11 protein-coding genes are annotated in these 15,228 nt (G+C 47.9%); 9 read left to right on the plus strand and 2 right to left on the minus strand.

Annotated elements, in window-relative coordinates; genetic code table 11:
- Positions 1-191: 191 nt before the first annotated feature.
- Both ABNN70_RS04465 and ABNN70_RS04470 read left to right on the plus strand, forming a co-directional pair.
- Positions 192-2,159 carry a sucrose-specific PTS transporter subunit IIBC gene (locus ABNN70_RS04465; RefSeq protein ID WP_353948859.1) on the plus strand — a complete coding sequence of 656 codons (1,968 nt, stop codon included), beginning with the start codon at positions 192-194 and terminating at the stop codon, positions 2,157-2,159.
- A 457-nt stretch (positions 2,160-2,616) separates the two neighbouring features.
- Entirely contained in the window at positions 2,617-3,732 is a 1,116-nt protein-coding gene (locus tag ABNN70_RS04470; RefSeq protein WP_353948860.1) for a glycoside hydrolase family 172 protein, read from the plus strand.
- Between the two features lie 362 nt (positions 3,733-4,094).
- Here ABNN70_RS04470 and ABNN70_RS04475 read toward each other — a convergent pair whose 3' ends face one another.
- Both ABNN70_RS04475 and ABNN70_RS04480 read right to left on the minus strand, forming a co-directional pair.
- Entirely contained in the window at positions 4,095-7,376 is a 3,282-nt protein-coding gene (locus tag ABNN70_RS04475) for an MMPL family transporter (RefSeq protein ID WP_353948861.1), read from the minus strand.
- The gene (locus ABNN70_RS04480; RefSeq protein ID WP_353948862.1) at positions 7,373-7,822 is read right to left on the minus strand and encodes a MarR family transcriptional regulator; all 450 of its coding nucleotides are present in this window, start codon (positions 7,820-7,822) and stop codon (positions 7,373-7,375) included. Before ABNN70_RS04480 ends, ABNN70_RS04475 begins: the two co-directional genes overlap by 4 nt.
- A 205-nt stretch (positions 7,823-8,027) precedes the next feature.
- On the opposite strand from ABNN70_RS04480, the gene msrA reads away from it, so the two are divergent.
- From msrA to ABNN70_RS04515, 7 genes are all read left to right on the plus strand, one after another.
- A complete protein-coding gene (msrA, locus tag ABNN70_RS04485) occupies positions 8,028-8,975 on the plus strand; it encodes a peptide-methionine (S)-S-oxide reductase MsrA (protein WP_353948863.1) in 948 nt (315 codons plus the stop codon).
- 213 nt (positions 8,976-9,188) lie between these two features.
- A complete protein-coding gene (locus ABNN70_RS04490) occupies positions 9,189-10,265 on the plus strand; it encodes a LysM peptidoglycan-binding domain-containing protein (protein ID WP_353948864.1) in 1,077 nt (358 codons plus the stop codon).
- Positions 10,266-10,625: 360 nt separating this feature from the next.
- Entirely contained in the window at positions 10,626-10,892 is a 267-nt protein-coding gene (locus tag ABNN70_RS04495) for an autorepressor SdpR family transcription factor (RefSeq protein WP_129928493.1), read from the plus strand.
- A gap of 2 nt (positions 10,893-10,894) precedes the next feature.
- Entirely contained in the window at positions 10,895-11,539 is a 645-nt protein-coding gene (locus tag ABNN70_RS04500) for an SdpI family protein (RefSeq protein ID WP_353948865.1), read from the plus strand.
- Positions 11,540-12,141: 602 nt separating this feature from the next.
- Complete coding sequence (locus tag ABNN70_RS04505; protein ID WP_353948866.1) at positions 12,142-12,786, plus strand: WxL domain-containing protein; 645 nt, start codon at positions 12,142-12,144, stop codon at positions 12,784-12,786.
- A 46-nt stretch (positions 12,787-12,832) separates the two neighbouring features.
- Positions 12,833-13,855, plus strand: coding sequence for a DUF916 and DUF3324 domain-containing protein (locus ABNN70_RS04510; RefSeq protein WP_353948867.1), 1,023 nt, complete (start codon positions 12,833-12,835; stop codon positions 13,853-13,855).
- Positions 13,852-15,150: a WxL domain-containing protein gene (locus ABNN70_RS04515; protein WP_353948868.1), complete on the plus strand. Its 1,299-nt coding sequence runs from the start codon at positions 13,852-13,854 to the stop codon at positions 15,148-15,150. Before ABNN70_RS04510 ends, ABNN70_RS04515 begins: the two co-directional genes overlap by 4 nt.
- Positions 15,151-15,228: the final 78 nt, after the last annotated feature.

A 15,228-nucleotide genomic window follows, 5' to 3' on the forward strand; every position in this document is an offset into this window, starting at 1 on the left:
GTTTAATCTTGCTAGAGCCTATGATAACGATTTTGAAAAAAATTGTCAAACGATAATCAAAATATAACAATATAAATAAAAGTTCCGCAAATAAATAATAATAAAATTGATTAACGCTTGACATTTTTACAGACATCCTTTATTGTTCAAATCGAGAAAACGCTTTATTAAAAGTTAAAGGAGTGAACGGCATGCAACATGGAGAAGTTGCTAAACGAGTTCTTAAGAATCTTGGCCAAGATAATATTCAGGCTGCAGCACATTGTGCTACGAGACTGCGTCTTGTTTTAAAAGACGACAAGTCAATCGATCAAAAGGCTCTGGATAGTGATCCTGATATCAAAGGCACATTTGAAACTGATGGTCAATATCAGATCATCATCGGACCCGGTGATGTTGATAAGGTCTACGCAGAACTGATTAAGATGACGGGACTTAAAGAAGCAACGACCGATGATGTTAAAAAAGTAGCTAGTCAAAAAAAGAAAAATCCTATTGTCTCACTTCTCAAAGTTCTATCTGACATTTTTATTCCGATTATACCTGCACTTGTAGCGGGTGGGCTCCTGATGGCATTGTATAACGTGCTGACCGCCGAACATTTGTTTATGGCTAAGTCGATCGTTGAAGAATGGTCGGGTTTAAAAGGCTTTGCGGATATGGTTAATGCCATGTCGGCGGCACCATTTACTTTCCTGCCAATTCTGATTGGTATTTCGGCCACAAAACGCTTTGGTGGGAATCCTTACCTTGGGGCCGTCATGGGCATGATTATGGTTCTGCCATCGTTGGTTAATGGTTACGGTGTTGCAGCAGCTCTTGAAGCTGATAAAATGAAGTACTGGAATGTATTCGGGCTAAAGATTGCTCAGGCTGGCTACCAGGGCCAGGTATTACCTGTACTTGGTGTTTCGTACATTCTGGCAAATTTGGAAAAATTCTTCCACAGGTATCTTAAGGGTGCTGTTGATTTTACATTTACACCAATGTTTTCAATCATTATCACAGGATTTCTTACATTTACTATTGTCGGTCCGGCGCTTCGAACAGTAGGCGATGGTCTAACTAGTGGATTAGTATGGCTTTACAACACAACCGGATGGTTCGGAATGGGCATCTTTGGCTTGTTCTACTCTGCAATTGTTATTACAGGTTTGCACCAAATGTTTCCACCAATTGAAACTCAACTTCTTGCGAATGCATCAAAAACTGGTGGCTCCTTCATGTTCCCTGTGGTTTCTATGGCGAATATTACTCAGGGTGCGGCCACGGCGGCGATTTTCTTTGCAAGTAAAGACAAGAAGCAAAAGGTACTTGCATCGTCCTCAAGTATTTCCGCTTTGCTTGGAATTACAGAACCAGCAATCTTTGGGGTTAACCTTAAACTCAAATTTCCATTCTTCTGCGCTGCGATCGCATCTGGTATTGGGAGTGCGCTGCTGGGACTTACCCACGTTCTCTCTCTTTCGCTGGGGCCAGCCTGGATTTTTGGCTTTATATCGATTCGTTCACAATCAATTGTTGCATACATGATTTGCATTGTCGTTGGGTTCGTGCTTTCATTCATCTTTACGTATCTGTATGCTAAACGTGCGTTTGCTAATCAACCTCAGAACACAGCCGAGAATACTGTATTCAATGAAGAAAACACGATGCGTAAAGCGGATGAAATTGTAGTTGCCCCTGTGAGTGGTCAGACACAAGACATCTCAACGGTTAATGACAAAGTTTTTAGTACAGCAATTATCGGTAAGGGCATCGCGATTAAACCCAACTCAGATCAGGTGGTTGCCCCTGTTACCGGGGAAGTCACCGTCAGTTATCCCACAAATCATGCCTACGGCATTCGATCTAATGATGGTGCAGAATTGTTGATCCACCTCGGTATTGATACGGTCAATCTCCAAGGAAAATTCTTAACGAGTAATGTTCGGCAAGGAGATCAAGTTGAAAAAGGCCAGCCTCTTGGTACCTTTGATCGTGAGAAGATCCAGAACGCCGGGTATGATACAACAGTTATGGTAGTTGTTACTAACTCTAAAGATTATGCAGACGTTGAACCTATTGCAAAACAGAATGTGGCTGTGGGCGACAAGCTATTAGCCTTGGCTGTACCGCTTTCGAACGCTCCCGTGGCGACAAAGTTAAAGCTTTCGTAGAAAGGTATGTTAGCGAATGAAAGCAAATTGGTGGTGGCAAAAAGTTATCTATACCTTAAACCTGATGATAGTAAGCCTAAAAACTGGGTTCAAGCTTTGGAGGGTTTTGCCTGAACCTATGGTTCTCAACGTAAATAGTATTATCTGCATTTCTATTCGCTGGAACAGCCTTATTTTAATTGGGAGATTTCCTTAGTTCGATAATCGATTTAAGGAAAGATTAGCCGTGATCACGAACGCATGTCAAAGCAATGGAACGGGCACAATGGTTTCACGTCTCGGGAAACTTGGTTCTTCGTCAGCCAGAATTATCATTAAAACTATACTATATAGAGCGACAGGACCTGCAGTCTGATTTACTCTCGTGAAGCAATGATGATTCTTGAAAGCGCCAGCAACAACTCCCGGTGAAGGGCGACACTCTGGCGTAAATTCTATAGAAAGCGGTCGATAAAACATGAACATTTCAGATTTAACACGCATTAACCTTACAGAAGAAAATCGTACGATTACGCCCGAAAACTCCACAGGAGAGAAAGGCCGGGCAGCGATGGCTGACAGTAAACTTGGAAAATCCAGAAAGGGTCACGCAGCAATTAAGTTGGCTCAAGGTGAGACTGTTACGATTGCAGATATTAAGGCCTCTGGTGAAATTAGGCATATATGGATGACGATTGCCGATGCAACTCCAGCCGGAAGCTTTGTATTACGCGATGTAGTTTTGCGAATGTATTGGGACGACTCGTCTAAACCGGCAGTTGAAGCACCAATTGGTGATTTTTTCTGTAATGGCTTTGGACAGCGATGTGATATTAACTCTGCACTAATTGCAGTTGACCCAACCGGTGGCTTCAATAGCTATATTCCGATGCCATTTAAAACACATGCAAAAATTACGATTACCAATGAGCATCCGGGGGCAATTGGGGGATTCTTCTACATTATCGATTACGTTTTGAAGGACCAGCCGGATGATATGGCTTATTTTCATGCCTATTGGAACCGCGAAGAATACACAAAGAAGCAAAACGACTATGTTGTTCTACCCAGAGTAGAAGGACCCGGCCACTTTTTAGGTGTGTATTTTGAAGTTTGTGCCTTGCAGCGCTACTGGTGGGGTGAAGGCGAGTTTAAATTTTACATTGATGGTGATAAAAAGTATCCAACAATCACTTCAACTGGTACTGAAGACTATTTCGGCGGTGCCTGGGCATTTCACAACAGAGACAAAGACGACAAAATATTTGCACAGACATATCAGCGACTCTATACTGGCTATCCATTGATGTCAAAGATTGATAAGACTCGTGAACATTTTGCAACAAAGCACGCGATGCCATCCCACGGATTTGGTAACGACGCCTTACCAATGCATGGATTGTATCGATTCCACATTCTGGATCCTATTCGATTTAAAAACGATCTTCATGTGACTGTTCAGCAAATCGGTAATGATGACATCGGAATTTTTGAGCGTTCTGATGATGTTGCTTCCGTTGTTTATTGGTATCAGAAAGAACCTGAAAGCACAGTTCCTGCTCTCTTGCCAAGAGAACAGCGCATACCGCGGTAATAACCCTGGATGATGTTATGACCGGCTAGAACTTCTCTAGCTGGTTTTTTCTTTTCCAGAAATAGAATCGGTCCCCAAGATATGAGAGGGACCTTCAAAATTGAAAAACCAATTTGCCGGATCTCTTTACCCGGCCGAATGAATGGGCGGATCGGCTGAATTGATCACTGGATCGGCTGAAAAAAGGAGTCAATCGGCCGAATTGATCACCGGTTCGGCTGAAAAAAGGGGTCAATCGGCTGAATTCTTCCCCGTTCCGGCTGAATCCTTCAGCGCATTGGCCGACTTAATGGTCCATCCGCCGGCATGCGTGTGTAAAAAAAACCACCCCGCTGTTTTCTTCGGGGTGGCGTGTTGACCTGTCAGTTGTCGGTTGTCACCGAATGTGTATCGCTGTGAAGCATTTTTTCAGATTTGCCGGAGTAAAATGGCCACCAGTTACCGCGCCCGAACAGTTTAACCATAACAGGAACAAAGAGGGGCAGCACGATAAAGGCGTACAGCAGCAGTCCGATGACGACGATCGATGCAATCTCGATCAGTGAAAGCATGCCGGATGGCAGCATGGCCGCGAATGTTCCGCCTAAAATAATGACTGCGGAGAAAATGACACCACCCATATGCCACAGGGTGAGCAGCATACGCTCTCTGATGGAGCGCTGCGCGTACTCGTTGAACCGCGTCATCAGGAAGATCGAATAATCGATGCCGAGTGCCATCAGGACAATGAAAGTAAAGAACGGGGCGACCCAGCTAAGACCGGAGTAATCGAAGATCTTCGTGAAGATCAGTTCACCGAATCCGAGTGATGCAAAATAAGTCAGGAGCAGCGAAGCCATCAAATACAGCGGCATCGTGAGTGATCGGAGGACGACCACGAGTGCCATAAAGACACCAATCAAAACAAAGATCACGACACGCGTATAGTCCTCTTCCGACATCTGCTGTGTATCCGCATTGCCACTTGCTACACCGCCGATGCCGATTTTGGCATTTTCCAGTTTCGTGCCCTTAAGGCTGGATGAAATCTCATCTTTGAGTTCATTAAAATAGCCAAAACTCTGATTAGCGTAAGGATCAAGGGTTGAAATCACCTGTATCGAGGCGACTTTTCCATCCTCACTGATGTACGTATCCAGCGATTTGTTGAAATCAGAGTTGTCAAAAATGCTCTGAGGGACATAGATCCCTGACTGGCTGTAGGAGAGCTTCGACCAGTCGGTGACGACCTGATTTGCCGAGTTAATGCCATTACGGATTTTGCCGGCCCCTTCTGAACCCTGAGATAAGCCATCAGACAGAGTACCCATCTGCCCCCGCACCTGGCCAAAGCCGGCTTTGATCTGACCCTGGCCGGAAGCAATCTGATCCAGTGCACCGGTGACCTGAGGTATCCCGGCAATCACCTGATCCTGCCCGTCGCCGGCCCGGTTCAGCCCGGACTCCAGCTGACTGAGTCCGGTATCAAGCTGCGAGAGACCCTTATGAAACTGATCCAGTCCGCCGCTGACTTTCTCTGACTCTGCATTCAGACGGTTCATCGCATCGGCCAGCTGGCGAATACCATGATTCAGTTCGTTGATTTGTGTTTCAGCGTTTTTTGTCTGTTGAAGGATCTGACTCTGAGCCTCTTTTTCAATATCCTGCAGTGTAGCAGGAAGCTGGTTTAACTTTTCAAGTTGTTGCAGATCCGATAAAATTTTTAGAAAAGCCGGATCCTGCCTCCAGTCGGGATGGGTTGCCATATATCCGGGAATATCCTGATCATTGAGCGTCTTCATCGTCGTCTGAATGGACCCCATAAGCTTTTCCAGTTGACTTGTATCAATCGCCGGATGTGTTTGGCCGGCAGAAGAGAACTGATTCAGCTGATCTGATATCTTCTCCAGATTGGCAGCGATCTCCTGGTAGCCCTGCTGAATTTGCGCTTCACCGGATTGCAGCTCCTTCAGCTGCCCTCTGGCTGCAGCGACATGGTTTCTGATTTCAGCCGTACCGGCAGAACCGGAGTGGATGCCATCTGTAATCTGCTTCAGCGCATCCTGCATTCTGCCAACGCCGTCTGCGGTTTGCTGCGTGCCCGACTGCAGCCTGTCCACGTCAGAAATGGCTGAATCCAGTTTCGGCTGAGAGGAGTCGATCTGCCGGGAAGCGTCGTTCAGGTCATGGCCAATGGTTCCCAGCCCGCTGGAAGCCCGGTTCAGTCCATTCTTCATCTTGTCTGCCTGATTGTTCACATAGATGTCATTCAGCCTGTCGCCTAACGGCCGGGAGACACTCAGAACACTGTCGACATGCGGCACCGTACTCAGATCCGCCGATATTTTTTCCATCAGGGCCACGTAGTCGGTGGTGCGCATATTATCATCGTTTTTCAGATAGATCGTTGTCGGCGAAATATTGCCCGGGCCGAAATCTTTTGAAACGACGTTAAAGCCCTGCTTGGACATATATTTGTCGGGAATATCCTCCGGCGAGTTAAACGACAGCTGACCGCCGTAAGCGATAATCGGCGGAATGGTGAAAATGCCGATAATCAAAAGGGCGATGATCGGGCGCGTAAAAGCAAGATGACCGGCTGACGCCCAGATCCGGCTCTTCGATTGCCTGATCCTGCTGTTCATCGGCCAGAAAAGTTTGCTTCCAAGGGAAATCATGAATACTGGAAGAAGGGTAAAGATGGCAAGCAGCAGGAAAATGATGCCCACCCCGACAGCAACCGCACTTTTGTATACCGAGAACTGGACAAAGGACAGAGCCATGAAAGCGATAAAAACGGGAGTTCCACTCTGGAGTACGGTTTTACCGGCCGTCCTGAACGTGTTCATTGTCGCCTGCCGTTTATCGTACCCGGTTGCTGCCAGCTCTTCCTTGAACCGGCTCAACAGTAAGATACAATAGTCTGTCCCAATGCCAAACATTACGACGACCATAAAAATCTGTGTAAAATTAGAAACAGGAAAATTGAAATACCTGACCATAAAGGAAACAACAGCCTGAGCCGCGACATAACTTGCTCCGACGGTAACCAGCGGAACAAATGGCGCAATCGCTGAGCGAAAGACCAGGACAAGAACGACGAGAATAAAGATGACCGTGATTCCCTCAGTTTTATGCAGACCATCCTGGGCGGCCTGACTCATATCGTCGACAATCAGAGGACTGCCCGTAAGATAAGTATTTATTCCGTCAGTCTGAATTTCCCGGTCAATCGGTTTGCGCAGATCGCCTGTGGTCTGGCCTTTTACCTGATCAATCCGCAGCATGGCAATCAGGGTATGCTTATTTTCCGACAGCAGCTGCTTTTCCAGGTCCCTGTTTTCAAAACTGTCAGTGATCTTTGCAATGTGAAGCCTGTTCTGCTGATCCCTGATCCGGTTCATCGTGTCTTCAATAGCCGACATGTTTTTTTCTGTCAGCGGCTGATCACGGTGGAATACGGCGATATAGGTATCCCCGCTGTCCGCCCCTTCCAGTTCTTTCTGCAGATCTGCAGCAACGCTGGATGAGTATTCGTCCGGCAAATCGTAGTTTGCTTTATCACGGACAAGTTGCCCCATGTTCGGAGCAGTCAGGACGAGGGCGACAAGAGCTGCCACCCAAACTGTGATCAGAATCCATCTCAATTTAAATATTGTTTTCATGATCCAGCCCCCGATTGTATAATGATTTCGTTGATTTTTCGATAGATCCGAATAAATGTTGCCGCATCCTTTTCACCGACCATTTTGATCCAATGACTGACCAGAGCCCGGATTTTCTCCTGTGCTTTTTCATAGATCTCCTTGCCGGCATTCGTCTGATACAGGCCGAAACTTCGATTATCAATTTTCTTTTTCTCAATCAGTTTTCGGTTGATCAGACGATTGATCCGGATGCTGACTCCGCTCTTGTTAATATGCAGCCGTTCGGCGATACTGGTCGAATTCATACCGGGCCGGGTGCAGAGCATCCTGAGGATGCAGAGCTGTTCAAACGTAATTCCGTATTTTCGAATGACGTCATCGACAGCTTCTCTGACGCGGCTCTCCGTATAAACTGACAGTTCCTCATATTCGTTAATGAGTGTATCTATGGAATGTAGTTCCATCTACTCACCGCCATTTATGAAAATAAATATCAATAGTTAACAGTATGAACAATAAACAGAATAACAGCAGGCAGTTAACCGTGTCAACTGTTAATATTTGATAGGGAATGGCGGACCGGGGTATGCTAAAGACAGGCTTTACCAGGGGAAAACATTCGCACACCCGGCCGGGAAGGTGTACATTAAGCATACAGAGGTGATGGATATGATTGAAAAAGCGACGTTCGCAGGCGGCTGTTTCTGGTGTATGGTGCATCCTTTTGATCAGGAACCGGGGATCTTGAAGGTCGTTTCAGGTTATACAGGCGGATCAACGGTCAATCCGACTTATGAAGAGGTCTGTTCGGGAACAACCGGGCACCGGGAAGCAGTTGAGATCACTTTTGATTCCGATATTTATCCGTACCGGAAACTTCTGGCACTTTACTGGCAGCAGATTGATCCGACAGATCCGGGCGGACAGTTCCACGACCGCGGCTCCTCCTATCGAACGGCCATTTTCTATCATTCTGAAGCGCAGCGGAAAGCAGCTGAAAGCTCAAAAAAAGAACTTGCGGAGAGCGGACGTTTCAGCAAACCGATTGTCACGGAAATCATCCCCGCCGGCCCCTTCTATCCGGCTGAGGAGAAGCATCAGGATTATTATCGGAAAAGCCCTTTTCATTACCGGATGTACCGTCAGGGATCGGGACGCGAAGATTTTATCCGGAACCACTGGAGCCTGAAGAAAGATGAACAGAAACTTCGTGAAAAGCTGAATAAGGTCCAATACCACGTGACGCAGGAGAAAGGCACGGAGCCGCCGTTTCAAAACGCGTACTGGAATAATAAACGGGAAGGCATCTATGTGGATATCGTATCGGGGGAACCTCTGTTCTCCAGTATCGATCAGTATGATGCGGGCTGCGGCTGGCCGAGTTTTACCCGGCCAATCAGTGACAGCCGGCTGACGTCGGAAACAGATACGCGTCTCGGGATGGTACGGACAGAGGTACGGAGCCGGGATGGCAACTCCCATCTCGGTCATGTCTTTGATGACGGTCCGGCCCCTGGCGGCCAGCGCTACTGCATCAATTCTGCCGCGCTGCGCTTTATCCCGAAAGAACGTCTCGATGAGGCAGGATACGGGGAATATAAGGGACTGTTTCATTGAACTTCAGGTTTCGGCTGCTGACCGGGCAACTGCCTGCTGTTTGCATGTCTTATGTTCAGGAGCCCATTGAATTTTCTCCACTCAGGGCTGACCGGATGATGGAATTCTGTGGTAAAATATTCATATCAGAAACCGATAGATCAGGCAGATCATACATTTGCCTTAATCAACCTATACCACACAGATACTGTGTCAGTCTGGAGGGAGTCACAGATGAAAAAACTGGTCGTTCCTGCTGCTCTTGCAGGCGGTCTTTTCCTGTCACTTACGGCTCAGGAAGCCTTCGCTGCAAGTGGCCAGGACATTGTCAGAAAAGCGGAACAATTTCAGGGGAAACCCTATAAGTATGCTGCTCCGGCCTATTCAACGGATGCCTTTGATTGTTCATCATTTACTCAGTTCATTTTCAGGGAAGTTATGGGGATGAAGCTGCCGCGGAATTCGGCGCTGCAGGCAGGAACGGGGGCGGCAGTCGATCGATCCGCTCTTCAGCCGGGTGACCTCCTCTTCTTTGATACGCTGGGTGATGGAAGGATTCACCATGTTGGTATTTACATCGGCGGCGGGCAGATGATCAGCTCCGAAGAAACGGTCGGCGTACATATAACAAATGTATTCAGCGGGGGCGGGTCGCAGAATTACTGGGAAGAGAAATTTGTGACAGCGCGCCGTGTCGCGGCGCCGTCAACGCCTGTTTCTACTCCCGAACAGAATCAGAAGCCGGGAAACAGCACATCATCGGACTACACGGTTAAGAGTGGGGACAGCCTTTGGGCAATTGCCCGGAGCCACGGAACATCGGTCGGTGCGATCAAGTCAGCAAACGGTCTGGGAACAGATCTGATTTTCCCCGGACAAAAGCTGAAGCTGACCGCTTCAGCTGGCGCCGCCGCACCGTCTTCACAGGCCGGACCGGCGTCATCACAGCCGGCGAAAGCTTCTTCAGCGTCTGAAGCAACCTATACGGTAAAGAGCGGAGACAGTCTGTGGGCAATTGCCATCGCAAAAGGGACGACGGTCAGTGCGATCAAGTCAGCGAACGGCCTGCGAACAGATCTGATTTTCCCCGGACAGAAACTGAAGCTGTCCGGCAGTGCGGCACCGGCTGCTCAGACGGACCAGGCCCGTCCAACCACGGGTTCTTCAGACAACCGATATACAGTTGCCAGCGGGGACAGTCTGTGGGAAATTGCGACTGCGCATGGCATTACGGTAAATCGTCTGATGCGTGCGAATAACCTTTCAGCGACCATTATTTACCCCGGGCAGCATCTGATCATCCCGGGATAACAGAACAGTTCAATTGAATAGAACCCAGGAGCGGAAAAACCGCTCCTTTTTTATCCCGCATGAACGGACAGTACCTCTCAGGTCATTAGGGTAAACGAACAGGCCCGGGTGGGGGATAAACGCCTGCAAAAATCCCGATGGATGCAACGAACAATCCGCGGGGGATGCAAAAAACTTCCACTGGTTGAAGCTTCGCTTTATTGAACGGTCTCCCCGCGGGAGGCAGGTACAGGGAAATAGTCACCAGGCCTGTTCCGAAAAACGACATGACAGTTGTGCAATGCTGTTTTTTATTTTATTATTTAGCTAAATAGTTAAATATATAAATAGAAAAGTCAGGAAACATGTGAGGCATGAGATGTGAAAAATGAAACATTCAAGGCACTTTCAGATCCAACACGTCGAAAAATTCTCAATCTGCTGAAGGAAAAAGAACTGACAGCGGGCGAAATCTCCAGTCACTTTGACATGTCAAAGCCCAGTATCTCTCAGCATTTGAAACTGTTGAAGAATGCCGGCCTGGTCAACGCTGTCAAAAAGGGCCAGTTTGTCGTCTATTCACTGAACACGACGGTATTTCAGGAATTTATCGGCTGGGCAATACACTTTCTGAAAAAGGAGCCATAATAATGAGAAAACATGTGCTGCCACTGGCAGTCATTACAGCTACTTTGGTTATCTGGCTGATTTTTTATCCGAAGCTTGGAAATCAGATACCGATTCACTGGAATGCGGCCGGTCAGGTTGACCGATACACTTCAAAATTCAGTGGGATGGTCAGTCTGACGGTCCCAATGGTTTTACTGTACCTGCTTTTTGTTATCCTGCCGAAAGTGGATCCGCATCGACACAATTATAAGTACTTTACACGGAGCTATGACTGGATCCAGACGTCCATTATGCTGTTTTTTGCTGCTATCAATGTCATGGCGGTGATCAGCGGTATGGGTTACGATGTATCGGTTTCCCACCTGATGCAGTTTCTCCTGGGTGCCGTTTTCATCATTCTGGGTAACTTTACGCAGTCGGTGAAGCCCAATTTTTTCCTGGGGATCCGGACGCCCTGGACACTGAGTAATGAAACAGTCTGGAAAAAGACACATCGCGTTGGGGCAAAAGTGATGATTATTGCCGGTGTTCTGCTGATTATTTCCGGATTTCTGCCAGATCCATGGCCGATCATTCTGACGATTGCGTTATTGATTATCCTGGCGGTTCTTCCACTGGTGTATTCATACTGGATTTATCGGAAACTGATGAAATCCGCCAAATGATGTCCACGTGCACGATTTCAAAAGATGTTCAGTACAAACCGCATTTTATTTCGCGTGAACGGGTAGTACCCCTCAGGTCATGAAGGTAAACGAACAGGCCCGGGTGGGGGATAAACGCCTGCAAAAAACCCGATAGTTCAACGAACAATCATTTGGGGATGCACGCAGACTGAAGATGAGGGTACTCGTCGCAACACCTGCACGGGCACGCCCTGTGCACCCGAAAAATCCCCGCGGATTGCAGCTCCACTTCACTGAAAATGGCTGCGGGTGAAACAGGCGGCCTCTCAGGTCAGCATGTCCTCCCCCGGTCTAAAATCTGCTGATCCAAAGAGGGTATACGGTAAGAGAAGCGCATGGTAAGGCGCGTAAACAAATTGTCATAACTTTTTGTAAAAAGGGCATAATTATCAGCTGTCGTATTGATAAAATAGTCTTAGGTAAAGATGACCAGTCCCTTTCATGAGATGTGTGGTCTTCTTTTCCTAAGTGTCAACCAGTAAATGAAAGCGCTATAAATCTGCATTTCTCAACAATTTGGCTGGTGTGTATTCTTTCTGCGGAGTCATGCGGGCAAAGTACTTCAAAGGGAGGAACTTAAGATGCGCTATCTAAAAGTGATACTCACGGGATTACTACTGGCAGGCCTGGTGATCGGGATCAGTCCTCAGGCTTTTGCGGCGGAGCCACAGTCGTCTGCCACACAGGCGACAGTCACCTTCCAACCGGAGGATAACGGAGGTTCGGGAGAAAATACTGGAGCGTTAAGGCTGGACAAGGTGCCGGATATCTTTAACTTCGGGACACAGACCCTCTCCTCACAGCCACAGGATTATACACTAAACACGGAAAGCCATCCGACTTTAACCGTAACGGATAACCGGGGAACGGGCGCCGGCTGGGAAGTCACGGTGCAGGCCCCTAAATTGCAGACTCCGTCCGGAAAAACATTGGACGGAGGGAATATCGTCATTGATCAGTCGCAGAATCTCAACGGGAATGGAAGCGTATCGCAGCCACCGATCGTTTCCCCGTCCGTTACAGCAGATACCGCGGATGCGAGCGGCAATCCGGTTCCTGTCGTTATCGCAGGTGCCGAGTCAGATCAGCATCAGGGAATGGGAACCTGGGCGATCAACTGGGAATACAATCAGGTTCATCTGAAAATCAACCCTGGTGAAGCGTTCAGCGGGGAACCCTATACGACGACGATCACCTGGACGTTGAACAATACTCCGGTTGAGTAACACCGAGGGTATGTTTTGTCACAAACGGGAACGAGGTGTTCGTCAGATGAAAATGATTAAATGGCTGTCTGTTCTTGCCTGTTTTGCCATCGGTCTGGTTACAGGAAATATGGCCCATGCGGCGCCAACACATTTTTCAGTGACTGCCATCATTCCGAACAATCAAATAGATAAACGTCAGACTTATTTTGACTTAAGAATGGTACCGAAGCAGACTCAGACGATTCAGGTGAGAATCGACAATATATCCGACCAGAAAATTACGGTCATTCCATCGATTATCAATGCAACAACCACGCTTTACGGCGATATCAATTATACGGACAAGCATGCAAAAATGGATGAAAGCATGAAATTCCCGCTGACGTCAATCGTGAAGCAGGTGAGGCCTGTCACTCTAAACGGCCGGGAGTCCAGACTGCTTCCTCTTAAGCTGGTTATGCCGGAAGAAAAGCAAAATGGCGTGATACTGGGAAGCATTCATTTTATTGAAAAGAACAATTCGACGGTAGAGACGCAAAAGCACCCGGCCGTTTTGGTTCAAAACCAATATGCTTATGTCATCGGGCTGAAACTGACCGAGGGAACGGCAGTTCAGCCTGACCTTCATTTCAATTCAATCAAAAAGCAAACGCTGAACAATCAAAAAATTGTGTCGGTGAACATTCAAAACAGCAGACCTGTCATTGTTCATGACCTGTCTGTGAAGACTCGGCTCATGAAGGCAGGGTCTGAAAAAATCCTGCAGTCCAGTACCAGGAAGAATATGCGCATGGCACCGAATTCAAATTTCGGTCTGCCGATTATCCGGAATCTTGCCAGTCTCCACCCCGGAAAATATGTCGTACACCTGTCCGCTGAAGCGAACGGGCAAAGCTGGAAGGCTGACAGGACGTTTGTCATTAAGGGAGATGAAGCGGCGCCCCCGCATCGCCTGTCACCCGGTGCCCCCTTCTATAAATGGCTGGGAGGCGCAGTTTTCATCGTATGTATTGCAATCATTTTTTACCTGCTTGGCAAACGGCAGAGAAAGAGTAAAAGAGAGAAAAAAGGACGGACGAATAAATGAGAAGATTTCTTTTGCTTTTTCTGCTGACCGTGTTCTCTTTTTTTACGCTGAATATACACAGCAGTTATGCGGCCGCCTCCCCTGTGGCCATGAATCCCCTTTCCCTGACGCACCAGCCAAATGACTTTTCGGGAGGGACGGTCATGCTGCGCTGGGATGGAACAGCCAACGTGGCCATCCTCCTTGATTTATCCAATATAAGTTATACGGTCCATTTTACTATTCCTGAAGAATTACGCTACCTGATGCATGATGCGGACAGGTTCAGAAATCATCTATCTGCGTCCTATCAGTATCCCATTATTAATCTGCTTGGACTCATAACCGGTTACGGAACGCAAACGGTAGACAGCGATGAGATACAGATCGACGAAAGTACGGGAGATGTTTCCTTTTCCGTGAGCTATGCACATGTCAGTCTGTTGAATTTAATCGGTACAGTGAATATTTCGCATTCACTGACCATTCATCTCGATCAAATGGGCGTATCAAAATTGCCGCCGAATCCGGCAAAAGAATTGATGTTTACAGGCAGGATCCTTGATCAGACCTCCTCCGCTTCACTGCCAACATGGTATCGCCAAATGGGGATCCATTTAATTAATTCGATCGCAGACGCTAATCATGTCCTGGTTCTTCCGGTCGGAAACCATGGGGAACCCTTCGAGCCTTTAAGGCAGGTCAGGGTCATTGATGAAGAGACGGGCGATGTCGTTCCGGATGCGACGGTGACCGTAACGGAAGACACGGTGAACAGTGATGATCACTTGTGGCTGGCCGGCGATTACCGGGTCACCTGGCAGGCAACGGACAGCTACGGTATCACTGCCACCCGGACCATTACCGTACGCATCGTTCCCGGCGGATTGTCGTTTGTAAACGTCCCCGCTCAGCTAACCTTCGCAACGACTGTGATTTCATCCGAACCGCAGTGGATTACAAGAGAAAGCCCATCCGACTGGGTCATTGAGCTAGAGGATTTACGCGGCGAGGCGGCAGGTCAGTGGTCCATTTGGGTAAGTGCCACCCCGCTCATGAATGCATCGGGTCAATCCCTGAAGCCCGGGACATTATCTGTTTATGGGCTGGCCGGTGATTCATCTCAAATAACGGCTCGGTCAGGGGATGGTGAAAGCCATAAAGTCGCTGGCGGGACGACCCGTCCGGTCGATCATGGGCATAAAAAGGTGACCTGGGATCATGACAGCGGGCCGCTGCTGCATGTGTCCCCGGGAGACGCCTATACGGGAACCTATCATTCTGTTTTGACCTGGACGTTGATTGATGCCCCCTGATGATCAGGGGAGCTTTTTTTTATACGGACAGGGTTCAGAAAGGGGAAAGGGAACAGAGGCCTGTTCAGGAAACAGTTC

Origin of the sequence: Sporolactobacillus sp. Y61, from assembly GCF_040529185.1 — a bacterium.
GTDB lineage: Bacteria > Bacillota > Bacilli > Bacillales > Sporolactobacillaceae > Sporolactobacillus.